15 protein-coding genes and 1 pseudogene are annotated in these 24212 nt (G+C 75.3%); 8 read left to right on the forward strand and 8 right to left on the reverse strand.

The window, feature by feature from the left end:
• Nucleotides 1-2: 2 nt before the first annotated feature.
• From OG553_RS29760 to OG553_RS29770, 3 genes are read right to left on the reverse strand one after another with little or no spacing between them, the layout of a single operon-like run.
• Entirely contained in the window at nt 3-1262 is a 1260-nt protein-coding gene (locus OG553_RS29760; protein ID WP_405981925.1) for a radical SAM protein, read from the reverse strand.
• Nucleotides 1259-2221: a DUF6895 family protein gene (locus OG553_RS29765; protein ID WP_405981926.1), complete on the reverse strand. Its 963-nt coding sequence runs from the start codon at nt 2219-2221 to the stop codon at nt 1259-1261. Before OG553_RS29765 ends, OG553_RS29760 begins: the two co-directional genes overlap by 4 nt.
• Nucleotides 2193-3416 carry a glycosyltransferase gene (locus tag OG553_RS29770; protein WP_405981927.1) on the reverse strand — a complete coding sequence of 408 codons (1224 nt, stop codon included), beginning with the start codon at nt 3414-3416 and terminating at the stop codon, nt 2193-2195. Before OG553_RS29770 ends, OG553_RS29765 begins: the two co-directional genes overlap by 29 nt.
• Nucleotides 3417-3944: 528 nt before the next feature.
• On the opposite strand from OG553_RS29770, the gene OG553_RS29775 reads away from it, so the two are divergent.
• From OG553_RS29775 to OG553_RS29800, 6 genes are read left to right on the forward strand one after another with little or no spacing between them, the layout of a single operon-like run.
• Nucleotides 3945-5030: a radical SAM protein gene (locus OG553_RS29775; protein WP_405981928.1), complete on the forward strand. Its 1086-nt coding sequence runs from the start codon at nt 3945-3947 to the stop codon at nt 5028-5030.
• Nucleotides 5027-5689 carry a hypothetical protein gene (locus OG553_RS29780; protein ID WP_405981929.1) on the forward strand — a complete coding sequence of 221 codons (663 nt, stop codon included), beginning with the start codon at nt 5027-5029 and terminating at the stop codon, nt 5687-5689. Before OG553_RS29775 ends, OG553_RS29780 begins: the two co-directional genes overlap by 4 nt.
• Nucleotides 5686-5913: an aroma-sacti cluster domain-containing protein gene (locus OG553_RS29785; RefSeq protein WP_405981930.1), complete on the forward strand. Its 228-nt coding sequence runs from the start codon at nt 5686-5688 to the stop codon at nt 5911-5913. Before OG553_RS29780 ends, OG553_RS29785 begins: the two co-directional genes overlap by 4 nt.
• Nucleotides 5914-5946: 33 nt before the next feature.
• On the forward strand, nt 5947-9669 hold the full coding sequence (locus tag OG553_RS29790) for an adenylate/guanylate cyclase domain-containing protein (RefSeq protein WP_405981931.1): 3723 nt from the start codon (nt 5947-5949) through the stop codon (nt 9667-9669).
• Nucleotides 9666-10499, forward strand: coding sequence for a S8 family peptidase (locus tag OG553_RS29795; protein WP_405981932.1), 834 nt, complete (start codon nt 9666-9668; stop codon nt 10497-10499). The genes OG553_RS29790 and OG553_RS29795 overlap by 4 nt, the downstream gene beginning before the upstream one ends.
• A gap of 26 nt (nt 10500-10525) precedes the next feature.
• Nucleotides 10526-11116 carry a GAF domain-containing protein gene (locus OG553_RS29800; protein ID WP_405981933.1) on the forward strand — a complete coding sequence of 197 codons (591 nt, stop codon included), beginning with the start codon at nt 10526-10528 and terminating at the stop codon, nt 11114-11116.
• Between the two features lie 10 nt (nt 11117-11126).
• Here OG553_RS29800 and OG553_RS29805 read toward each other — a convergent pair whose 3' ends face one another.
• The 3 genes from OG553_RS29805 to OG553_RS29815 all read right to left on the reverse strand — a co-directional run bounded on the left by OG553_RS29805 (nt 11127) and on the right by OG553_RS29815 (nt 19390).
• Nucleotides 11127-12629 carry a hypothetical protein gene (locus tag OG553_RS29805; protein WP_405981934.1) on the reverse strand — a complete coding sequence of 501 codons (1503 nt, stop codon included), beginning with the start codon at nt 12627-12629 and terminating at the stop codon, nt 11127-11129.
• The gene (locus OG553_RS29810) at nt 12626-18757 is read right to left on the reverse strand and encodes a hypothetical protein (RefSeq protein WP_405981935.1); all 6132 of its coding nucleotides are present in this window, start codon (nt 18755-18757) and stop codon (nt 12626-12628) included. The genes OG553_RS29805 and OG553_RS29810 overlap by 4 nt, the downstream gene beginning before the upstream one ends.
• A 273-nt stretch (nt 18758-19030) precedes the next feature.
• Nucleotides 19031-19390 carry an ArsR/SmtB family transcription factor gene (locus OG553_RS29815; protein ID WP_405981936.1) on the reverse strand — a complete coding sequence of 120 codons (360 nt, stop codon included), beginning with the start codon at nt 19388-19390 and terminating at the stop codon, nt 19031-19033.
• Between the two features lie 130 nt (nt 19391-19520).
• Between OG553_RS29815 and OG553_RS29820 the strand changes: the two are divergent.
• Nucleotides 19521-20825: pseudogene (locus OG553_RS29820) on the forward strand (MFS transporter); the annotation flags it as partial.
• Here OG553_RS29820 and OG553_RS29825 read toward each other — a convergent pair.
• Together OG553_RS29825 and OG553_RS29830 are read right to left on the reverse strand one after the other, a co-directional pair.
• Nucleotides 20750-21868: a fatty acid desaturase family protein gene (locus tag OG553_RS29825; protein ID WP_405981937.1), complete on the reverse strand. Its 1119-nt coding sequence runs from the start codon at nt 21866-21868 to the stop codon at nt 20750-20752. The pseudogene OG553_RS29820 and the gene OG553_RS29825 sit on opposite strands and share 76 nt — an antisense overlap.
• Nucleotides 21869-21875: 7 nt before the next feature.
• On the reverse strand, nt 21876-22931 hold the full coding sequence (locus OG553_RS29830) for a ferredoxin reductase (protein WP_405981938.1): 1056 nt from the start codon (nt 22929-22931) through the stop codon (nt 21876-21878).
• An 86-nt stretch (nt 22932-23017) separates the two neighbouring features.
• Between OG553_RS29830 and OG553_RS29835 the strand changes: the two genes are divergently transcribed.
• Entirely contained in the window at nt 23018-24157 is a 1140-nt protein-coding gene (locus tag OG553_RS29835) for a helix-turn-helix domain-containing protein (protein ID WP_405981939.1), read from the forward strand.
• The last annotated feature ends 55 nt before the right edge of the window (nt 24158-24212 follow it).

The following is a 24212-nucleotide window of genomic DNA, read 5'->3' on the forward strand; positions in this document are numbered from 1 at the left end:
GGCTACAGGCGCCCCGTCTCTTGCAGGTAGTCGAGCAGGGCCGTGTCGACGGAGTCGCGGAACCGTGCGAGCGTCCGCGCGTCCTCGTCGTACCGGTAGAGGTCCTGGCAGGCGATCCAGCGGTCGCGGGTCGTCCCGCCCGGCAGGTAGCCGTCGGCGACGGTGCCGACCTCCCAGTCGGGCTTGCCCGCTGTCTCCCAGCAGCTGGCCAGGGTGCCGTCCGCGCTGACCACCGCGCCGTAGCGGCCGTCGGTGTGACCGCAGGTGACGCAGGTCTTGCGGGAGCCGGGGCGGCTCACGGTGAAGCCGAGGTCGAGCGCCCGGCGCTGCCAGCGGCTGAACGCGGCCGGGAGCTCGCCCGTGTGCAGCAGGCTGTTGGCGTAGCCCACCCCGACGTCGCCGATCCGGGCGAAGTAGAGCGTGCACCGGGCCGGGTCGAGGGCGCCGGCGAGCCGCTCGACCAGGGCGTCCACGCCGTGGAAGGTCTCCTGGGAGACGTTCACCCGCAGCGTCCACTGGAGCGCGGTGGCCTCGGAGGCCCCGGCGATGTTGCCGACGATCTTGTCGAAGGTGGCGCCGCCGTCCGCCCGGCCGACCCGGATCCGGTCGTGGTCGGCGCGGTCGCCGTCGAAGGTGACCTGGACCGACGTCAGCCCCAGGCCGGCGAGCCGGCGGGCGAGGGACGGGGTGAGCAGCGTGGCGTTGGAGATCATCCAGGCCGAGGTCGGCGCGATCTCCGCGGCCCGCTCCAGCAGTTCCAGGCAGCCGCGCGGGTTGAGCAGGGGCTCCCCGCCGAAGAGCAGGATGCGCAGCTTCTCCAGGCCGGCGGCGGCCATCTGCCGCCCGGTGAAGCCGAGGATCTGGGTGATGGTGTCCGAGGTGAGGCGGGTCTGGGCGATCCGGGGCGGCCGGCTGCCGCCCAGCTGGTCCTGGGCGGTGTTCTGGAAGCAGTACCCGCAGCCCAGGTTGCAGTGGGTGCTGGTGAGGACCGTCAGCGCGTAGGCGCTGATCCGGCCTTCGGCGAACATGCCGCTCTCGTGCAGCCGCCGCTCCGCGTCGGGCAGCAGGGCCCCCTCGGGCGTGACGTGCCGGTCGCGGAGCCGGGCCACCCCGCCCGGACCCAGGAACCACCAGTTCCGCTCGCCCTTCAGGAGACGGGCGCCGGAGGGGAGCGGCTCGGGGGCCGGCGCCTGAGAGCCCGGGTCCGGCGCCCGGCCGAGGTTCACGGGCAGGCCGACGTTCACCGCTTGGTCGATGCTCACAGGTTCTCCCGTACGGCCGTTGCCGCTGTCAGGGCGGGCTCGCCGGTCCGGCCGCCGGTGACGACGAGCGTCATCAGCGCCACGACGAGGGTCACTTTGTAGGACTTGCGGAAGTACTCCACGGGCGTGGCGTCCGCGGGGACCCGCTCGGCGGTGGAGCGCCCGGGAACCGCCCCGTCGGGGGCCTGGGCCGCGCACAGCATCCGCAGGCCGGCCGCGCCGGAGGGGGTGCGCAGCGGATCGGCGCCCAGGCAGTACTGGGCCAGCAGCAGCTTCGCGGTCACGTCCCAGTCGCCGATGGCCACGCAGTGGTCCGTCAGCCGTTCCACCACGCAGAGCGCCCGCCCCCGCTCGTCCTCGGGGAGCGGGAGGCCGCGCAGGCCGAAGTCACCGAGGTAGCAGAGGGTGTGCGCGACCTGGCAGCCGTCCAGGTCGGTGGCGGGCAGCGTGGCGGCCCGGGGCAGCGGACTCGCCCGGTACAGCTCCTCGTACGGGGCGAACCGGTGCGGGACGCCCGCGAGATCGGCGTAGAACCGGGCCTCCAGGTGCAGGAACGGGGGCTTGCGGCCCGGGGTCAGGTAGCTGCCGCCGGCCAGCCGGTCCAGCACGGCACGCGCCGCGCCGCCGGCGGACCCGGCAGGAGCCAGCGCCCCGTACATCAGCTCGAACTGTCTTGCGTGCCTGCCCTCCAGGGTGAGCAGCCGGGGGAACCCCGGGTCCTGCCACACCTGTTCGACCACCCCGGTCACCGCGGCCAGCGAGGGGTCCGCGGGCGCGCACCTCTCCCAGTAGCGGCGCAGCATCGCGAGCTGCAGGAGGGCCTTCACCCGCGGGGTCACCGGCAGTTCGGCCTGCGCGGCGGGCGAGGCGAGGTAGGCCGCGTGCAGCCCCGTCCACCGCCGGGCGCCCGCCGACAGGGCGGCCACGGCCTCATCCGGGCCGGCTGATCGCGTACTCATGCTTCTCCTTCGGGGGAACGGCCGACCCGGCCGGGGGAGCGGCGGACACCCCGCCCAGCCGCTCGACGACATCGGCCGCGCGCACCGCGCCGTCCGCCGCGGCCAGCCTGCCGCCGAGCGCGAGGGCACGGGCCCGCAGGCCGTCGTCCCGCCACGCGGACTCCAGCAGCCCCGGGGCGGGCACGGACGGGCTCTTCGGGAAGTGCGCGGCCACGCCCGCCCGCAGGCAGGCGCCGGTGAGCAGCGGCTGCTCGGAGCCGTTGGGCGCGAGCGCGAGGGGCCGGCCGCGGAGCAGCGCGGCCAGCACGGGTGCGGAAGTGCCGCTGCTCAGCACGAGGCCGGCGCGGTCGACGAGCGGTCCCATCCACGGCTTGCGGACCAGCAGGACGTCCGCGTCCGGGGCGGGCCGGGGGTCGGTCGAGCGGCCCTGCTCCACCACGGCCTGGAACCGGCCGCCGGTGAAGGCCTCGTTGAGCCGCGGCCACAGGCTCCTGCCCTCGAAGAACCGGCCGAGATGGACGTACACGACGGGCTTGCCCGACCGCGACAGGTGCTCCCCGACCGCCTCGACCTCCGCCGGGTCGGGCGTCGGCTCCCAGGACAGCGGCCCCACGTGCCGGACCCGCTCGGGCAGCAGCGCACCCGGATGCTCCAGCTCCGGGTCCCCGCGCAGCAGCAGCGCGTCGCCCGCCAGCGGCTCGTCCCCCCAGCGGGAGGCGCGCCCCGCCAGACCGGTCTCCTCCCGGAGTTCGGCGTGGATCCGCAGGCAGTCCTGGGTCCGGCTCTGCCGGGTCCGGCCCATGTGCGGTTCGTCGTCGCCGCCGGACCGGTAGTCCCACAGGTGCACCGACAGCCCGACCACCACCACCGGCACGTCCAGCGTCTCGGCGGCCAGCAGCGCGCCGTTGCAGAGCACCGAGGTGACCAGCAGGTCGGCCCCCGTCTCCCGGGCCGCGCGCAGGACCGCCCGGTACTGCGCCGCCCCGTTCGGCCCCCACCACGCGGCGGAGAACGCCCGGTGGCCGCCGTAGTCCTCCGCGGCGTGGAACGGAAGTCCGGCGTCGGCCGCGGCGGCCGACGCGGAGGACCGGCCCAGCACGCCGACGTCATGGCCCCGGCGCCGCAGTTCCCGGCCGGCCGCGATCGACGGATAGAGGTAGCCGCCGTCGCTGAGCGGACAGAGAAGGACCTTCATGTTGTGCCGCTCCCCACGGTGTGGCGGTCCAGGTGCCCGAGTGGCCGCGGGCCCCCGGCTCCGGCGGTGTCTGCCGGGAGCCGGGTGGCCCGCGCGGTGCTCAGGCGAGGTGACGGATCGTCACATCTCGTGGCTGTGGTTCACGATGCAGCCGGCCTCGGCCTCTTCGTCCTCGCTGTGGGCGACGACCTCGATGTCCTCGTTCTCGGTCTCCGGGTTCGTGTTCTCGGGCATGTTCTTCTCCTTTGGTCGTCGGCGTCGTCCCGCCGGCTGAGAAGAAAATTACGGAGCCCGGGTACGGGAACGCCTGGCCACCGGTTCGGCACCGGTATGCGCCGAGCCCACGGCCCCGGCACGCCCCCGCACCCCCGCCGCCCGCCCCGCCGCACCCCCGCGTCCGGCCGCGCCGACCTGCGGACCAACCGATCACCAGGCGTTCCCGAACCGGAAGCCAGCCGCGCGCGGGCACGATCCGGGGCATCATCCGCGCGCGGCACGGGCACGCGGCACGCGGACGGAGGAGGAGACATGGAGCTGGCGGAGCTCATCGGCCTGCGGCCGGTGCCCTGTGGCGGCCTGCTGGTGGCACTCACCCGCCGCTGCCCCATGAGCTGCGCGCACTGCTCCACCAGCTCCTCCATGGCCACCGCCGAGGAACCCGACCGGACGCACCTGCTGCGCTTCATCGGCTCGTTCGGCCCGCAGGACCGCCCCGAGGTGGTCATGATGACCGGCGGCGAACCGCTGCTGCTTCCCGGACTCGCCGCCCGCCTGGCCGGCCTCGCCCGCGCCGCGGGCTCCCGCACGGCCCTCCTCAGCGGCATGTTCTTCGCCCGCGACGGCCGCGTCCCGGACCGGATCATGCACGCGATCACGTCCCTCGACCACTTCTCGGCCAGCATGGACGTCCACCACGAGCGCGAGGTCCCCCGCGCCGACGTGCTGCGCGCCCTGCGCGCCGTGCTCGACGCCGGGATCCCCGCCAGCGTCCACCTCACCGGCACCGGCCCCGACGACCCCTACCTCGCGGACGCGGTCGGGGACGTCCGCCGCGCCTTCGGCGGCCGGGTGCCCCTGCTCGTCAACGAGGTCCGGCCGCTCGGCCGCGCCACGGGCCTCGTCCCCGCCACCCCGGACGGACCCGACGGCTCCCTGGCGGCGCCGTGCACCCTCGCCGCCTGGCCGGTCATCGCCTTCGACGGGACCGTGGCCGCCTGCTGCAACCAGTGGACCGTGGACCGCCGCCCCGTCCCCGCGCACCTGCGGCTCGGACACATCGCCGAAGACGACTGGCCCGCCGTCCGCGAACGCTCCCTCGGCTCCCCGGTCCTGCGGATGCTGCGCTCCGTCGGCCCCCGCCGGATGCACTCCCGGTACGGGACCACGCCCGCCCCCGCCGGCTACTGCCGCGGCTGCCACGCACTCGCCGACCGCCCCGAGGTCCTCGCTGGCGCGGCCCGCGACGCCGGCGGCCGGGTCGGCGAACTCCTCGACCGGCTCGGCGCGGAGCAGCAGCTCGCCGCCGGACCCGCCGCCCTGGTCCGCCGCATGGGCTGCGCCCGCTACGCGCACCTGGTCGAGCCGCTTCCCGTGAAGGAGGAGAGCCGGCGATGACCGCCCCCGCGTCCCTCGCACTGAGTACCAAACTGATGCCCACCACCCCCGCCCTGCGCGCCGCGACCGCGCTCCTGTGGCGGCCGGACGGACTCCGGCAGCGCTACCCCCGCTACCTGGCGGCCATGTACGCGCTCGTACGCGCCTCGGTGCCGCTGCTGGAACGGGCCGCCGAACGCTGCTCCGAGCTGGACGACGCGCAGGCGCGGAGCCTCGCGGCGTACTACACCCGCCACGCCGAGGAGGAACGCGGCCACGACGCCTGGCTCCTGGAGGACCTCGCCGCCGCCGGTGCCGGGCCGGCCGCCGTGCCGCCCCCCGCCGTCGTCGAACTCGCCGGGGCCCAGTACTACCGGATCGAGCACGAGCACCCCGTCGTCCTCCTCGGGTACATCGCGGTCCTGGAGGGCAACGCCCCCGGGCCCCGGCTCGCCGACCGCCTCGCCGAGGCCACGGGTCTCCCCGAAGGCGCGTTCCGCACCCTCAGGGAACACGCCGAACTCGACGGCGGCCACCTCGATGACCTCCACCGGGTGCTCGATGGACTCGCACCGTCCCCGGAGCGGCAGACCACCGTCTCCGTCAGCGCGCTGCACACCGCGAACCTGCTCACCCGGCTCTTCCTCACCCTCGCCGACGACCCCGGAGGACACCCGTGACCGAGGACACCGCCCCGCACGACGGCACGCCGCCCGGGCCCACCCTGGAGGCGCTGACCGCCGCGGGCTTCGACACCGACCGCCTCAGCGGGGACCAACTGGAGGTCCTGCGCGCCCTGGCCCCCGAGGAACTGGCCCTGCTCGTCGACATCAGGGGCCGCCTCGACGCGGCCGCCCCCGAGGTCCAGGCCCACGCCGACGTCGCCGGCGGCGCCCTCTTCTGACCCCCGCGGTCCCGCGTCCCCCGGAGGAACCCCATGCCGTGCACCTCGTGCCGGAGCGCACTGCCGCCCGGCGCCCGGTTCTGCCCCTCCTGCGGCAGCCCGTGCGCCCCCGGGCCGGTCACGGCCCGGCCGACCGGCCGCAAGGTGGTGACCGTCCTCTTCTGCGACCTGGTGGGCTCCACGGAGCTCTCCGGGGCGCTGGACGCGGAAACCCTGCGCTCGGTGACGCTCCGCTGGTTCGACCTGATGAGGCAGCGGATCGAGGAACAGGGCGGCACCGTCGAGAAGTTCATCGGGGACGCCGTGATGGCCGTCTTCGGCGTACCGGCGGTACGGGAGGACGACGCCCGCCGGGCGGTCGCCGCCGCCCTCGCCATGCGGGAGGCGCTCGACGGGCTCAACGCCCGGCTGGAACAGGGCGTCGGCGTCCGGCTGGAGATGCGCATCGGCCTCAACACCGGCCAGGCCGTCACGGGTTCGGCGATCCAGCGGCAGGCGATGGTCTCCGGCGAGGTGGTCAACGTTGCCGCGCGCCTGGAACAGAACGCCGCCGCCGGGGAGATCCTCATCGGACCGGACACCCTGGCCGCCGCCGGACCGGGCGTCCGGACGACGCGGACCGGCCCGCTGCTGCTCAAGGGCAAGAGCGACCGGGTCACCGCCCACCGCCTGCTCGGCCTCGACGAGGAGGAGGGCCCGGAGGCCCTGCGCCGCTTCGACCTCGCGTTCGTCGGCCGCACCCGCGAACTCGCCCTGCTGGAACGGACGCTGGACCGCGTGACGCGCACCCGCCGGGCCGACCGCCTGGTGATCGGGGGCGAGGCGGGCCAGGGCAAGACCCGCCTCGTCCGCGAGTGGCTCCACCGCTCCACGCCGGTGCCTCCGGCCACACCCCCAGAGCCCACGGCTACGGCCGCGCCTGCGGCCGTGCCCGCGCCCGAGCCCACGGCCGCGCCCGAGCCCGAGCCCACGGCCGCGCCCGAGCCCGAGCCCACGGCCGCGCCTGCGGCCGAGCCCACGGCCACGGCCGCGCCTGCGGCCGAGCCCACGGCCACGGCCGCGCCTGCGGCCACGGCCGCGCCTCCGGCCAGGCCCACGCCCACGGCTGAGGCCGCACCCACGCCCGAGCCCACGGCCACGGCCGCGCCTCCGGCCAGGCCCACGCCCACGGCTGAGGCCGCACCCACGCCCGCAGCCACGCCCTGGCCTCCGGCCACGCCTCCGGCCAGGGCCACGCCAGCGCCTCCGGCCACGCCAGCGGCCAGGGCCACGCCGGCGTCAGCGGCCACGCCTCCGGCCGTGCCCGCGCCAGCGGCCACGCTCACGGCTATGCCCGCCGCCATGATCGCGCCCGCAGCCGGCCCCGTGCTCACGGCCACGCCCGCGTCCACGCCCGCAGCCGGCCCCGCGCCCGCGCCCAAGGCCGCACCCGCGTCCGAGGCCGCGCCCGGCTTCGTGCCCCCGGCCCCGCGGCTCGGCGCCGGGCGGTGCCGGGCGCGGGGCGAACAGCCCAGCCTCGGGCCGCTCGCCGATGCCGTGGCCGGCCTCCTGGCGGCCGGCTTCCCGCTCGCACCGTCGCCCGAACTGGACCTGCTCCACCAGGGCCTGCTGCTGGACGGGACGCCCAACCCCTCCCCGGCGGACACCTGCGCCGCCCTCGCCAAGGTCCTCACCGGGCTCGCCGCGGCACAACCGGTGGTCCTGGTGATCGACGACTGCCACTGGGCCGCGCAGCCCCTCTTCGACGCCCTCGACCGGCTCCTGCGGGCACTCACCGACGCGCCCGTCCTGATCGTCCTCCTCGCCCGCCCCCAACTGTTCGACGCCCGGCCCGAGCTGGCCCTGGACGCCGTGCCGCTCGGCGGGCTCTCCGACGCCGAGGCCCAGCTCCTCGCCGCCGAGCTGACCGGCGGAACGCCGGACGGCGAGCCGCTCGGCCCCCGGGTCCTGGCACGGGTGGGCGGGAACCCGCTGCACCTGGAGCAGCTGCTGGCCGCGGTCGACCCGGTCGACGCGGAAAGCGTCCCGCTCCCGCTCCAGGCCCTGATCGGCGCCCGGATCGACGCGCTCGAACCGCCCGAGCACCAGGCCCTGGGCCTGGCGTCCGTCCTCGGCGGCGACTTCACCGCCGGCGAACTCACCGCACTCGCCGGACAGCCCGCGCCGCAGTGGACCGGGGCCGGACTCCGGCCCGTGCTGCACCGCCTGGTCCGGCACCGCCTGATCCGGCCGGACGGCGAGGCGTTCCGCTTCGCCGGAGGACTGGTCCAGGAGGTCGTCTACGCCAGCCAGTCCAAGCAGGACCGGGCCGACCGGCACGAACGGGCGGCCCGGCTGGACTCGGTCCGCCGCCGGGGCAGCGCGGCCGTCGGCGGCCACCTGGAACAGGCGTACCGCTACCGGGCCGAGCTCGGCGCCCAGGACGCCCACACCGACGCGCTGCGCCGCCGCGCCGCCGACGCCCTCGCCGAGGCCGGCCGGCTGGCCCTGGCCCACGCCGACCCCGTGTGGGCCGCCGACGTACTGACCAGGGCCACGGCCCGGTACGCGGCGGGCGAGCCGGGCAGCACGGCGGCCCGCCGGCGGCTCGGCCAGACACTGCTGGACCTGGGGCGCGGCCCGGAAGGCAGAGCACTGCTCGAAGAGGTGCTCGCCGAGTCCCCGGCCGGCGGCGCGGAAGCGGTGGAGACCGCGCACGCCCGCCTCGCCCTGGCCTCCGCCGGCCGGACCGCCGGACCGGCCGAGTCGGCGGCGGAGGCCGCCGGCGCCACCCTGCCGGTCTTCGAGGCCGCCGGCGACGACCTCGGCCAGGCCAGGGCCTGCCTGCGGCTCGCCCAGCGCGCCCAGGAACAGGGCCGCCACCGGGAGGCGGAGCAGCTCCTCGCCCGCGCGCTCGACCACGCCGTACGCGCCGACGCCGAGCCGGAGCGGGCCGCGGCCCTCGGCGCGACCGGGGTCTCCCTCTGGCGCGGCCCCCAGCCGGTCGCGGACGCCGTCGCCCGCTGCCGCGAACTCCTCGCCGACCAGGGGGCCGGCCGCCGGGCCGTCCGGCTGACGCTCAACTGCCCGCTGGCGGTGGTCCTCGCCCTCCACGACGACCGCGACGGGGCCCGGGCCTGCCTCGCGGAGGCGGAACACCTCGCCAAGAGGCTCGGCTACGCCGAGGCCGACGCCTTCCTGCCGATCTTCACCGCGACCGTGGCCGACCTGGCCGGCCGCCGGGAGGAGGCGCTCCTGAACCTGGACCGGGCCGCCGCCGCCGCGCGGGACCTGGGCGCCACGGCCCTGCTGCGCAGCGCCCTGCTGGACGCCGCGCGCATCCGGCTGGACCTCGGCGACTGGCGCACCGCCCACGGCACCCTCGCCGAACTCGACGGGGAGCGTCCGCAGCCGGCCCGCCCGCGGGCCGAGGCCGCGGACCTCGACGGCCTGCGCGCCCGGATCGCCGCCGAGCAGGGGCGGGCCGTGGCCGCCACCCGGCTCGCCGCCCGGGCGCTCGCCACCGCCGCCCGCACCGACTCGCCCATCGTCCAGGGCACCGCCGCCCTCGACCTGGCCCGTACGGACCTCGCGCTGGGACGCCCGGCCGACGCGGCCGCCGCGGCGACGCGGGCCCGCCGCGGCTTCGCGGCCAAGGGCCACCTCCCCGCCGTACGCCGCGCCGAGGCCGTGCTCTCCCGCTGCCACAGCCTCTCGCCCTGGCACGGCCCCGCCGCCGGACGCACCGCCGGAACCGGAAAGGAACCGCCACGATGACCGCCGCACGGCAACCGGGGCCCGCACTCACCTGGGGCCTGCGCGGGCGGAGCCCCTCGGACGTGCCCGTGGAGGCCGACGGCCCGCCGGACCCGCCCGCCGAGGGCCTCCTCGGCGGCACCGGACGCGGCGTACGCGTCTGCGTGGTCGACTCGGGCGTCGAACGCGACCACCCCATGGTCGGCCCGCTCGACCGCTCCTGGCGGGTCTTCAAGGACGCCGACGGCGTCCACGTCGAGGAGACGGAGGAGGGGGACGCCTGCGGCCACGGCACCGCCTGCGCCGGGATCATCCGCCGCATCGCGCCCGACTGCGAGCTGTCCAGCGTCCGGGTCCTCGGCGACCGGTTCTCCGGCAGCGGCGACGTCCTCCTCGAAGGGATCCGGTGGGCCGTGAGCCGGCGGTTCGACGTCGTCAACCTCAGCCTGTCCACCACCCACGACCGCTTCGTCGAGGAACTCCGCAGGCTCGCCGACGAGGCGTACTTCCAGCAGACCGTGATCGTCGCCGCCGCGCACAACACCCGCGTGGAGAGCTTCCCCTGGCGCTTCTCCTCGGTGATCTCGGTCGGCAGCCACCAGGAGGACGACCCGGACCTCCACCTCTACAACCCCGACCCCCCGGTGGAGTTCTTCGCCCCCGGCCAGAAGGTCCAGGTGGCGTGGCTCGGCGGCACGTCGATCCGCAGCTCCGGCAACAGCTTCGCCACCCCGTTCATCGCCGGGCTCTGCGCCCGGATCCTGTCCAGCAGCCCCCGCCTGACCCCGTTCCAGCTCAAGAACGCCCTGTACCTGTCCGCAGCCAACGTCCGTGTCCACGGACGCCGGTAACGACCGGCGCCGGAAGGGAAGCCCCCATGGCCCAGACGACCGCCCCCGCCCCGCCCGCAGCACCCCGGCCGGACCCCGCCGTGGCGGAACTCCTCCAGTCGGTGGTGGACACCGCGCGCGCCATCTTCGGCGCACAGGCGAGTTCCATCATGCTCCTGGACGCCGCGGCCGACGAGCTCGCCTTCGCCGCCGTCTCCGGACAGGGACAGGAGTTCCTGGTGGGCCGGCGGTTCCCGGCGGGCCGGGGGATCGCCGGCTGGGTCGCCGCCTCGGGCGAGCCGATGGTGGTCGACGACCTGCGCGCCAGCGCCTCATTCGACCGGGACATCGCCGAGTCCACCGGCTACGTCCCGGACGCGCTGATGGCGGCCCCCCTCGTCCGCGGGGACCGGGTCCTCGGCGTCCTGGAGGTGCTCGACCCGTCCCCCCAGGCCCGCTCCGGCCTGCCCGAACTGGACCTGCTGGGCCTCTTCGCCCGCCAGGCCGCCGTGGCCCTGCACGTCCTGACCACCCGCACCCCCCACCCCGCCCCGGACACCCCGGACACCCCGGACACGCCCCCGCGCACCGAACTCCTGCGCCTGCTCTCGGAAGCCCGCGCCCTCCTCGGAGGGTGAGCGCGGCACCTCAGGAGCACAGCACGCGCACCAGGGCCTCCAGGGCGGCGTTGTCGAGCGCGGTGCGGTGGGCGAGCTTGTTGCGGGACGCCCGCAGGGTGCGCAGCCGGTCGGCCTCCGGCCGGCTGAGCCGTACGTGGCCCTGCACGTGGGCGCGCCACATCGCCCCGAGTTCCATTTCGGCCCGTGGGCCGTAGAGGGCGGCGAGTTCGGTTCCGGAGATCCGCGACCGGACCCCGATCACTTCGGTGAACTGCTCCCGGGCCTCGTCGAGCAGGGGCAGCAGCGCGTGGTTCTGCGCCAGCCAGATCCGGGTGCGTACGCTGTGCTCGCGTTCGGCCCCGCCGTCGGGGCGGCGGCGCAGCCGCCCGTCCCACCTGTCGAGCGTGCCCCGGTCCCACTCGGCGCGCAGCGCGGCGTTCGGATGGAGCGGGGCCGCCGTGGGCTCCGCGTTCCGAGGGCCGGGCACGGGCACCCCCCGGTCGGGATCCGGTCCGGCCGTGAGCCGCAGCAGGTGGGCGGGGAGGCCGTCCGGGAGCCCGTCCCACTCGACCGCCAGCCGCGCCGCCAGATCGAGGAAGGGACCGCACACCTCGACCACGGTGGCCTGCGCCACCGCCTCCAGGAGCTGGTGGCGGGCCGCGGGCCCCGGCGGGCGCGGCCGGGTCATGGAAACCACGGTGGCCGTGTCCAGCCGGCCCAGGACGCCCCACCACCAGTGCACGCCGACGTCCTCGCGCGCGATCTGCTCCGGCAGTTCCACGGGGAGCCCCGCCGAGGAGGCCAGCACCAGCAGCCGCGGGCGCCGGCCCGGAGGCAGGCCCGCGGCCTTGACCGTCGCGGACAGCCGCCGCAGCAGGTCGGTGGCGGCCGTGGGGGCCGGTTCCCGCCAGCCGCGCACCACGATCACCCGGGCAGCGCCGGGGTCCGCCGGGGCGGCGGTGAGGCGTTCGAGGAGCCCTTCGGTCCCACCGTGCCGGTCTGCGTCGGCGGCGGAGTCACCCAGCTCCTTGAGGATCCGGTCGGCCAGGGAGTGCGGGCCGAGCTCCTCCGGCGGTCCGTCCGGTGCCGGGGCCGCACGGGTCCGCGGCACGGCGGCGTTCCCCGTCCGTACGCCGGAGAAGGCGGACAGCCCGTCGTCGTAGTCCAGGATCGGGTCCATGCCGCCCCACGGGTCCGGGGACGGGGGAGGCGGCGGGGCCGGGCCGGGTCCCGCGGTCGGCACGCCGTCGCCGGGCGCGGGTACGAGGGTGAAGTCCGCCAGCTCGTGGAGGAGTTCGTCCAGCAGGGCCTCGGCAGTGGCCGGCGATCCGGTCAGGTGGACCTGCGGGAGGAGGCAGAGGCAGCTCCGTCCCGCCCGCAGGTCGCCGAGCAGCCTTCGCACCCACAGCCGTGCTCCGGGCAGCGCGGTCACCCCGGTCCCGGCGGTGCCGTCGGCCCCGGCGGTCACCTCGGTTCCGGCGGCCCCGGCGGTCACCTCGGTTCCGGCGGCCCCGTGGGACGTCGCCGTCACGACGGTTCCGACAGGACCTGGAGCGCCCGGAAGGTGATCCGGTCCAGCGAGCAGCCCTCCGGTCCGTCGTCCAGCACGCCGTGGTCGAGCAGCCGGCCCACGAGCGGCCCGACCTCCTCGATCGGCATCCCGGTGACCGACGCGATGTCGGCGTACGTGCACCCCTCGCCCGGCTCCACGTACTGGCTCCACTCGGTCAGCACCTCGGCCAGGCCGGGTTCGAGTCCGACCCGCTCCAGGTGCACACGGGCGAAGTCGCGCTGCCCGATGAAGTCCCGGGCGTCCTCCAGCGCGGCTTCCAGCGTGGAACCCTCCCGCGTGATGCGGTGCACGGTCCGCTCCAGCAGGTGGGGCCAGCCACCGGTGAGCTCGATGACCCGCCGTCGCTTGTCCGGGGTGTCGAACGGACACTCCGGCCAGGCGCGGAGACTGTCCGCGGTCCACCGCTCGGGGCGCACCACGCAGGTGATGAGCTCCTCCTTCTGACCGGGCTCGGCCGGGTCCACCAGCAGGACGGCCGTCCGGTGCGGCACCGCGCCCTCCGGAGCGGCGGTGTGGGCGTGCAGGGCCCTGGCCCAGTCGGCGACCTCGGTGCCCCCGCGGCCCCGGACGTCGGCCAGGATCAGGAACGGCCGTCCGTCCGTGCCCTCCATCAGGGCCGCGGGCGGGGTGCCGGCGGCCACCTCCTGGAAGTCCAGCCCGCGCGCGGTGGAGTACGACTTCACCGCGCGCTTCACGAGGGCCGGCCCGTGGGCCCGGGTCAGGCAGACCGCGGCCACCCCGGGAGCCGTCACCAGGTGCAGCTGGTGTTCGGTGAGCGGGCTGTAGCGCGCGATGCCCTCGCCGTCCGGCCCGACGAAACGCCTGGAGAACCGGGGGTTGTAGTCGTAGGGAAGGTCGAACTCGGTCTGCCGCAGTTCGAGTTCGAGGTCCTCGCGGGTTCCCAGCATGCTGACGACGTTCGGGCTGCGGACGGCGTACAGGCGGGCGTCGGCCAGCCGGATGAGCAGGCCCAGGCCGACCATCTCGTCCAGGTAGATCCGTACGTCGCTGGCGGTGAGCGAGCTGAACCCCTCCCGCCAGCGCTCCTTGGCGGCCCTCAGGAGCTCGTCGGCGTCGTAGCCGTACCGGTAGCGGTCCTCCTGGCTGCGCAGGGCGATCACGAGGGCCAGGACCCGGTAGCGGTCCTCCAGGTTGATGGTGATCCGCAGCCGCTCCGCGATGTGCCGGTGGACCTGCGCGGATCCCGTCACGGACCGGACGTCCTCGTCCGTGACCGTGATCGGCCACTTCGCCGAGGCCAGCGACTTCCCGCGCAGGGTCGCGACGAGCCGCTCGCAGAAGATCTGGACCAGACAGGCCTGGTAGTTGGTCGCGGCGAGCACCCGCCAGACCAGCTCGGGGCGCTCGAAGCGGTACCCGAAGGCCGCCATCGGCTCGACGACCAGGCGCTGCGCCTCGGCCGGCTTCAGCGTGCTGATCAGTACGTCCGGACCGCCGTGCGTCAGGGGCACGTTGGACAGGTGGCTGAAGCGCTGGACCTGGTGCAGACCCGCGAAGACGATCTTGAACCGGCGGTCGGTGCGGTCCATCAGCCCCTTCAGCCGGAGCACGTTGGAGAAGGTCGCCTCGCCGCCCCGCCCGCGCACGGCCTTGGAGTCGGCGGTCAGGAAGGCGTCGGCCTCGTCGGCGAGCACCAGCACGCGCCTGTCGTGGCCCTCCTCCAGCCACCTCTCCACCCCGGCGAGCATCGCATCCGGGGTCCGGCCGGAATCCGCGTTCCCGCTCAGCACGCCGACGCGCTTGAGCTCGTCCTCCAGCACGGCCCAGATGCGCTCGGCCGGCTCGGCCTCGCCGACGCCGCGGGCCTTGAGGTCGACGTAGATGGCCTTGTGCCCCGCGGCACTGGGGAAGGACGCCTGCACCTTGCGCAGCAGCGCGGACTTGCCCAGCTGCCGCCCCCCGTAGAGGAACAGCGCGCCGAGCGGGTCCGTGACGGCCGCGATCTCCTCCTGGCGCCCGTAGAAGACCTCCGGCGGCACGAGCCCGGCCACGAAGGGCGTGTACGGGTTGTAGGCCGTCCAGGGCAGGGTCACCCGCTGGGTGGCCCGGAACGACCGCGGCGAGCGCGCCGCGATCCAGCCGAACACGGCGGGGTCCACCACCAGCGCCTGCTGGGCGGCGGCGGTGCGCGCACGGGCCGCCATCTCCCGCCGCCCGTTCAGCCCGAGCGGGTACAGGTAGAGGATCAGGCAGGCACCGGAGTCACTGCTGTCCAGCAGCTCCAGCGGGCTGCGGCCGCGCTGTTCGTCGGAGACCACCAGGATCGTGTACGAGGACGCCGCCGAACCCAGGGCCGCCACGTAGCCGGGAGCCGTCTCGCTCGCCCGCGCCCGGGCGGTGAGCCGCAGGACACCGCGCACCTCGTGCCGCTGGTCCCGGACCGGTGTCTGCGGGCACTCCAGCCCCAGCACGCGCAGCACCGACGGGATGTGCCGCTGCCACTCCGACCCCCGGGTCGAGGGGCGGCACAGGGCGTCCCACGATTCCAGTCCGCTCTTCGCGCCCTCGGTGAGGGGCTCCCCGTCCAGGTGGAAATCGGCCCAGGGGCGGGCGGAGTAGCCCTGTGCACCCGCCTTGCGCACCCCCGACAGCTCGATGCCGGCGGTGAAGCGCTCCAGCTCCGCACCCGAGTCCGTACCGCTCCAGACGGGGAGGGGCTTCCCCTCGCGCAGCAGCGCCAGACACTCCTCGGCGGTCACCGTGTCCCCGGCGTCGAGCAGGGAGGTGAGGTGCTGCAGCTCCCCGTCCGGGGGGTTCAGCGCGGCCAGGCTCTCGTGGAGGCTCTCCACGTACTCGCGGACCTTCGCCCGCATCTCCGCCTCCAGGGCGGTGATGCCGGCGCAGGCGCGGCCGAACGCGCCCTCCGGGGCGGGCCTGCGCAGCTCTTCGAGCCGGCCCACGAGCTCCCGCTCCGTCTGCATGTCGAGCTGCTGGGTGCGCAGTTCGGCGAGCAGCGCGCTGGCGGCGGCGTGGGCCCTGCGGTGGGCCGCGCTCCAGCGCGTCCACTCGGGGTCGCGCGCCTGACGCCATTCGCGGGGCACGGCCCCGACGCCCTCCGGGAGGGCGGGGACGAGGTCCTGCTCCAGCGCCGACACCAGGGCGTCGGCGAGGTGAAGGTCGCCCCGCTCGCAGTACCGCCTGAGCACCGCGCGGGCGTCGACGGGCTCCAGCAGCGTGAGCACCGCCTCCCCGAACCCCTCCTCCTCGGGCCGGGGCGCGCCCTCGGCCGACCGGGGGAGTTCCGGAGCCGCGAGCAGGGACTCCGTCCGGGGCTGGTCCGCCGTGCGCACGGAGTCGGGGTCGCTCGCCGGCACGGTGCTCCCGGGCGAGCGGTCACCGTCGAGCAGCCAGGTGCGCAGCCGGAGCAGGGCGGCCCCCTCGATGCCCGGCGGGGGCGGCTCGTGGCGCACCTGGTCCAGGGCGTGGCGCAGGCCGGTGGCGCTGTCCGCCCGCTCGTTGACGGCGGGAGCGGCCAGTGCCCGGGCCCGGCACAGCAGGTCGGAGACCTGCTCGATGCTGCGCAGCAGGGCCCTCTTGGCGGCGGCCTCGATCGGCTCCTTCGCCTGCTTCGGCGTCCGGATCTCGGCGTCGGCCTCCTCGATCATGCGCTCCGCGGATCCGCGCTTGCGGAAGAGCTCCCAGACCTGGTCGAGGTCGGCGGCCCCGGCGCCGCCGGCCGCCCAGGCGCTGACTCCGTCCAGGGCCTTCCCCAGGGGCTGGTCCGAGTCGATCAGACGGGTCCTGACCTGGGTCGCCCGGGTGTAGCCGATGCGCTGGTGCCGCAGGGCGTAACGCAGCTCGTCGGCTTCGGTGGAGAGCTGCTCCGGAGTGAGTCCCGACATGTCGTCGGTGGTCAGCCGGGTGGCACCGAGGTCGAGCCGGTGGTAGCGGCGCAGGGCGTCGACGGCACGCTCCAGGAGCCTGCCCCAGTTCCCGGGGACGGTGGAGGAGAGGTCCGCCTGGATCAGGAGGTCGTTGGGCCATCCCGCCAGCAGGCCGGCCCGCAGCGAGGCCACGGCGGCCAGCACCAGGGCGGGCCGGTCGGCCTGGAGCAGCTGGATCTCCGGGTCGAAGCCGGTCATCACGGCCACGGCCTCGCCGTCGTCGTCGCACGCGAAGGCGGCCTCGGCGAAGGCGAGGCATTCCGCGCGGTGCGGGGGCTCGGCGGAGCCGACCGTCGCCCAGTAGGCCTCCTGGAAACGCCCCTGGCCGACCAGCCGCGTCGCCGCGGCCTCGCCGTCGGCCCGGTCCGACGCCGGCGCCCACGGCAGGAAGCGCGGACGGGCGGTGCCCTGCGGACCGGCGGTGCCTTCCGGACGGGTGGGGTCCTCCTGACGGGCGGTGGCCTCCGGATGGGCGGTGCCTTCCGGCCCGGTGGTGCGCTCCAGGCGGGCGTTGCCTTCCGGACGGGCGGGGTCCTCCGCAACAGCGGTGGCCTCCGGACGGGCGGTGGCCTCGGGCCCGGTGGTGCGCTCCGGACCGGTGGTGCGCTCCGGACGGGCGGGGTCCTCCGCAATGGTGGTGGCCTCCGGACGGGCGGTGGCCTCCGGACCGGTGGTGCGCTCCGGACGGGCGGTACCTTCCGGACCGGCGGGGTCCTCCGCAACAGCGGTGCCCTCCGGACGGGCAGGGCCCTCCGGAACGGCAGTGCCCTCCGGACCGGCGGTGTCCTCCCCAGCGGTGGTGCCCTCCGGACCGGCGGGGGCCTCCACGCGGGCCCCTTCCGGCCGCGGGTCGGCCCCGGCCGGCGGCGTCGTCTGCGGGGCGGCCTCCGCGGCGGGCGCCGGACCGGCCGGTGTCTCCTCGGCCGGGGCGGGTTCCGCCGTCGGCGCGGCCTCCTGGGCGCCGGCGGTGACCGGCCCGGTGTGCGCGGCCGCCTCGGCTTCGGGCAGCGCGGTCGGGTGCGTGTCCGGGGGAACGGCCGGCGCCGCCGCCTCGGGGGCCACGTCGTAGGCCGGGGGGACGGGCTCCGGGGCCACCGCCGGTTCGGTTCCGGCACCCGCGTCGAGGCCCCGGCTCTGCTCGGGCACGGTGCCGGACGGGGACGCGTCGTCCGGCGGCGCGGCGGCGGGACGGGACCCCGCCGTCACGAGTTCGCCGATGCGCGCCTCCAGCACGGTCAACGACTCCTGCAGCTGTGAGCGGTGCGGGGCGCCGGGAGCGGTCCTCTCCAGCAGGGCACGGAGCCCCTCACGGTCCCCGTGCAGCCTGTCCAGCTCCTCGGCGCGCTCCGCCGCGGCTTCCCGCAGCTCCCGCAACTCCCGCAAGATCTCGTCGAGTTCGGCGAACCCCGCCCCCGCGGACCAGTCCCGCCCGTCTCCGGCGAGCCGGTCCGCGATCCCGGACCGGGCCTGCCGCCACTCCTCCAGCCGTACGGAGAGCCGCTCCGGGACGGCCCGTCCCGCCCGGACCCGGTCGGCCGCCTCCTCCAGCAGCCGGCCCAGTTCCTCCGACCGTTCGCTCAGCACCTGCCGCGACGCGAGCAGCTGCTCATCGGTGATCCCTGCGGTCAACGGGTCGCCCTCTTCCCCTCGTACGGCATCGGCCTCGACGGCCCCTTCTCCACCGGCTCCGTCCGCGCCGTCAGGACGGCACAGCCCGTCGCCGCGCTCGCACCTGCACGGGCTCCCGGCGGTCGAGGCGGCCGCCCAGAGTTCGTCCCAGTGCTCTGCGACCAGCCCGCTGCCGGCGACACCACTCGTCGCGAGGCCGTGGAGGGTGATCTGCGCGAGCACGGGATCGACCGCGGTCAGCATGTGCCGCAGCTGCTCCGGGTCGGACGCCGGCCGTTCCCCTGGCGGTTGCCCGTAGCACCGCTCCCAGCGGTGCGAGGCCAAGCCCGACGCGTACTGCGCGATGGCCGCGAGGCCGCCCGCACTCGCGCGGCTCAGCCACGTACGGGCCGCCAGGAGCTCGCGGCGCCGCACGCGCGGCGTCGGCCCCTTCGCCGCGCCGGCGATCCCCGGTATGTGCGCCAACATGCCCGGGACCATGAGGAGTTCTCGCAGGGCGCGGTCGTCCAGTCGGGTCACCCAGGCACGGAGGCCGTCCCCCTCTGCGTGCATGGCACGGATCTTGCCAGACGCACGTGCCCTCGCAGGGGGCTTCCGTCAGATCGAGCCCGGGAGGGAGGTCCCCACGGCCTCCACCGCCGGACCGGGGCGTCTCAGACCCCCTTCGCGAAGACGAGGACCTCGGTGGAGGCGAAGCCCGTGCGGGCCGGGAAGCCGGCCTCCAGGCCGCAGCCGAGGCTCTCGAAGAGGTCCACGCACGCCCGGCGGGGCATTGCGGCGTTCCGGAGAACGGGATGGACGAGTCCGGCGGTCGGCCTCCGGGGCTCAGTCGTGCGGGGCCTCGCCGCTCACCCGGTGGTCGGCGTGGCTGAGCGCCTCCGTGACGAGGCGGCGCAGGTGGCCGTCGCCGAGCCGGTAGAAGACGTGCCGTCCCTCCCGGCGCGTTTCGACCAGTCCGGCCAGCCGCAGCTTGGCCAGGTGCTGGCTGACGGCGGTGCGCGAGGCCGTGCACCGCTCGGCCAGCGAGCCGACGTCGGACTCCTCCCGGGTGAGGAGCCAGAGCAGGTGCAGCCGCGTGGTGTCCGAGAGCAGGGCGAACACCGCGGCCGCTTCGGTGAGGCGGGCGTCGTCCGGCGCGTGCAGATGCGCAGTGCTTGCAGCTGGGAGTGACTCGCTCACGGGCATGCGAACAGGGTATGCCGGTCGCCCGCCGCGGCCGTGGCGGGGGACGGCGCGAGATCCAGCAGTCATGTGCGCATGTGCGCACATGACTGTACGGTGGTGGGGTCCGTTCCTCCCCGCGAAGGACGTCCGCATGCTTTCCGTGCTGCGCAACCGCACCTACCGGCGTCTGTTCACCGCCCAGGTCATCGCCCTCGCCGGTACCGGACTGGCCACCGTGGCCCTCGGCCTGCTCGCGTACGACATCGCCGGGCCCCGCGCCGGATCCGTCCTGGGCACCGCCCTCGCGATCAAGATGGTGGCCTACGTGGCCCTCGCCCCGGCGATCGGCGCGGTCGCGCACAGGGTTCCGCGCCGGACCCTGATGGCCGGCTCCGACCTGACCCGGGCCGCCGTGGCGCTGGCACTGCCGTTCGTCGACCAGGTCTGGCAGGTCTACGTCCTGGTCTTCGCCCTCCAGGCCGCCTCCGCCGCCTTCACCCCGACCTTCCAGGCGGTCATCCCGGAGGTGCTGCCCGAGGAGCGGGACTACACCCGGGCGCTGTCCCTCTCCCGGCTCGCCTACGACCTGGAGAGCCTGTTCAGCCCGGCCCTGGCCGCCGCCCTGCTGACCGTCATGAGCTACGGCTGGCTCTTCCTCGGCACCGTCGGCGGCTTCCTCGCCTCCGGCGCGCTCGTGGTCTCCGCCGTCCTGCCCAAGCCCGCCACCCGGGCTCCGGAGCGGCCGGGCGGTGCCTACGCGAAGGCCGGGGCCGGCAGCCGCCTGTTCTTCCGCGTACCGAGCCTGCGCGCCCTGCTGTGCCTGAACCTCGCCGTGGCGGCCGCGAGCGCCCTGGTCACCGTCAACACCGTCGTCCTCGTACGCGACGGCCTCGGCCGCTCCACCGGCGACGTCGCCTTCGCGCTGGGCGCGTACGGAGCCGGCTCCATGCTGGTGGCGCTGCTGCTGCCGCGGATCCTCGACCGGGTCGCCGACCGCACCGTCATGCTGCGCGGCGCCCTGGTACTGAGCCCGGTGTTCGCGGCCGTCGGCGCGATGACGGCCGCCCCGGCCGGCGCCTGGCGCTGGCCGGCGCTCCTGGCCGCCTGGGCGGCGTTCGGCGCCGCCTGCTCGATGGTCCTCACTCCGACGGGACGGCTCATCCGGCGCTCGGCCCCGCCCGAGGGGCGCACGTCCGCCTTCGCCGCCCAGTTCTCCCTCTCCCACGCGGCCTGGCTGCTCACCTACCCCCTGGCGGGCTGGGTGGGAGCCTCGGCCGGGCTCCTCGCCGCCGTCGTCGTGCTCGGAGCGATCGCGCTCGCCGCGGCGGTGTCGGCCGCACGGCTGTGGCCGGCCCGGGACGCCGACGACGCACCCGGCGATCAGGCGGCGACGAGTTCCCGCTCGCGGTCCGGCGTCCCGGCCTTGGGCTTCCTGTTCGGCAGCGAGAGCCGGAAGACCTTGCGCCACGCGGAGAACACCTGCTTGGGCAGCGGCCCGGTGACGTACTCCAGCTCGTACTTCTCGAACAGCGCGCGGACCTTCACCGCGACCTCGGCGTACCGGTTGCTCGGCAGGTCGGGGAACAGGTGGTGCTCGATCTGGTGCGACAGGTTGCCGGTCATGAAGTGCATGGCCCTGCTGCCGCTGATGTTCGCCGAGCCCATCATCTGGCGCAGGTACCACTGGCCGCGGGTCTCGCCCTTGATCGACCGGCGCTCGAAGACCTGCACGCCCTCGGGGAAGTGCCCGCACATGATCACCGAGTGGGTCCAGAGGTTGCGGACCAGGTTCGCGGTGAAGGTGGCGGCGAGCGTGGTGAGGAACGAGGGGCCCGACAGCAGCGGGTGGATCACGTAGTCCTTGAGGACCTGCTTGCGGATCTTGCGGCCCACGGCCCTGGCCCGCGCACGGAACTCCGGGTCCTTGCGGCGGCGCTTGTGCAGGTTCTTGCCGAGCTCCAGGTCGTACGCCGCGATGCCGTACTCGAAGAAGCAGGCGTTGATGAAGTTCCACAGCGGCTGGCCGAGGTGGAACGGGTGCCACCTCTGGTCCTCGTCGACGCGCATGATGCCGTAGCCGAGGTCGTTGTCCTTGCCGATCACGTTGGTGTACGTGTGGTGCAGCTCGTTGTGCGAGTGCTTCCACTGGTCGGACGGCGAGACGTGGTCCCACTCCCAGGTGGTGGAGTGGATCTTCGGGTCCCGCATCCAGTCCCACTGGCCGTGCAGGATGTTGTGGCCGATCTCCATGTTGTCCATGATCTTCGCCACGGACAGCCCGGCGGTGCCGATCAGCCACGCGGGCGGGAAGAACGAGAACAGCAGCACGCCCCTGCTGACCAGTTCGAGCTTGCGCTGCGCCGAGATGACCTTGCGGATGTAGGCGGCGTCCTTCTCCCCCCGGTCGGCGATCACCTCGTCGCGGATCGCGTCCAGCTCGCGGCCGAGCTCCTCGATCTGCTCCGCGGTCAGGTGGGCGGTGGGGTCGATGGCGGTCAAGGTGCTCCTACCGTTCGATGTCGCAGGGGCCCGCGGCGGCGGACACACAGGTCTGGATGAGGACGCCCGGTTCGGCCTCGGTGATCTCGCCGGTGCGCAGGTCGCGGACGGCGCCCGCCTTGAGCGGCGTCACGCAGCCGAAGCAGATGCCCATGCGGCACCCGGACGGCATGAGCACGCCGGCCTCCTCGCCGACGTCCAGCAACGGCGTCGCGCCGTCCGCGTCGACCGTCTTGCCGGTGGAGCTGAAGGTGACCTCGCCGCCGTCACCGGTGACGACGACGCCGGGGCGGAAGCGTTCGGTGTGCAGGCGCTCCCGGACGCCGCGTTCGCGCCAGAGCCCCTCGGCGGCGTCGAGCAGGCCCGCGGGCCCGCAGGCCCAGGTCTCGCGCTCGGCCCAGTCGGGCACCAGCTCGTCGAGGCGGGCGATGTCGAGCATGCCGTCCGTGTCGGTGTGCACCTCGGTGAGCCGCAGCTTCTCGTCCGCCACCAGGCCGTGCAGCTCGTCGCGGAAGATCACGTCCTGCGGCCGGGGCGCGCAGTGGACCATGGCGACGTCGTCGAACTCGACGTCACGCAGCATGCCCATCGCGGGCGTGATGCCGCTGCCGGCCGTCAGGTAGAGCACCTTGGCGGGCTTGGCCTCCGGCAGTACGAAGTCACCGGTCGCCTGGTCGAGCTGGACCAGCGTGCCCGGTCTCGCCCTGCGGACCAGGTGGTTGCTGACCTTGCCGCCCGGGATCGCCTTCACGGTGATCGTGACCCGGCCGTCGCGGCGGCCGGTCGGCGAGGTGATGGAGTAGGCGCGCCACAGGCGCCTCCCGTCGACGTCCACCCCGATCCGCACGTACTGACCGGCCGTGTGGCCGCGCCAGCCCCGTCCCGGCCTGATCACGACGGTCGCGGCGTCACCCGTCTCGGGGTGCACGGCCTCGATGCGCCCTCGCAGGTCGGCGCCCGCACGCAGCGGGCTGACCAGGTCGAGGTAGTCCGACGGCAGCAGCGGCGTCGTGACCATCTCCAGCAGTTTCCACGCCCCACTGCGGAGGGCTGCACTCGTCATGACTTCAGCTTGATCTGCCTCAAGGCGTAAAGTCCTGACCGCAGGACGTGAATCTGCTCGGCTGAATTGTTCGCAGGGAATAAAAGATGAGCCACCCAATCCGGAGAGTCACCGACCTGTCCCTGGACGCGACGACGGTCACCGCACTCCGGGCCGCGCTGAGGACCACCGCCGACGAGGTCGTCCAGGCGATCATCGACGAGGTCCCTCCCTACGCCAACGCCCTTTCGGGCCGGATGGGCGTCACCATCCGGCGAGCCGTCCGCACCGCCCTGGGGCACTACCTGGACCTCGCGAGCGGGGACGCCACAGCCGGTGACGCCGGTGACGCGGCCTACGAGCTGGGCCGCGGCGAGGTGCGCGACGGCCGGTCGATGGACGCCCTGCTCAGCGCCTACCGCGTCGGCGCCCGCGTGGCCTGGCGGTGCCTGGCGGCGGGCGCCGTACCCGCAGGTCTGCCCGCCGCCGAGGTCGCCAAGTTCGCCGAGCTGACCTTCGCCTACATCGACGAGCTCTCCGCCGCGAGCGCCGCCGGCCACGCCGACGAACTGGCCGCCCGGGGCCGGGACCAGGAGCGCCACCTGGAACACCTGGCCCGGGACCTCCTCGCCGGCGCGAGCCCGGACGTCCTGCTGGCCTCCGCCCAACGGGCCGGATGGCAGCCCCCGGTTTCGCTGACCGCGGTCCTGCTGCCCGCCGCCCATGCCCGGCCCGCCTACCGCGCGCTCGACCCGGGCACCCTCGTCCTCGACGACCTGCCGGACGCCTCCGGTGTGCTGCTCGTCCCCGATGCCGACCGGTCGCACCTCCTGCGGCAGCTGGCCGGCCGCACCGCCGTGGTCGGTCCGGCCCGGCCGTGGACCCGCGCGTCCGCCTCGTACGCACGAGCCGCCCGCGCGCGCTCCCTCTCCGGCGACATCCGCGACACCGAGGAGCACCTGCCCGAGCTGGTGCTGAGCGCCGACGCGGACGCGTTCGCGGACCTGCGCGCCCGAGCCCTCGCACCCCTGCGGGCCCTGCCCGTCGCGACCGCACGGAGGATGGAGGAGACCTTGCGGGCGTGGCTGCTCCACCAGGGCAGGCGGGACGAGGTGGCGGCGGCGTTGTTCGTCCACCCCCAGACCGTCCGCTACCGGATGTCGCAACTGCGGGAGCTGTTCCCGGACCTCGCCTCGCCCAACCGGGTCCTGGAGCTGACGCTGGCGGTCGGTCTCCGGGCCGGCTGACGCGAAGGACGACAGTCGGCGCGGCCCTCTGGCGGGGCCTGGTCGGAAATGGTCC

The sequence above is a fragment of the Streptomyces sp. NBC_00158 genome (assembly GCF_045160885.1).
Lineage (GTDB): Bacteria > Actinomycetota > Actinomycetes > Streptomycetales > Streptomycetaceae > Streptomyces.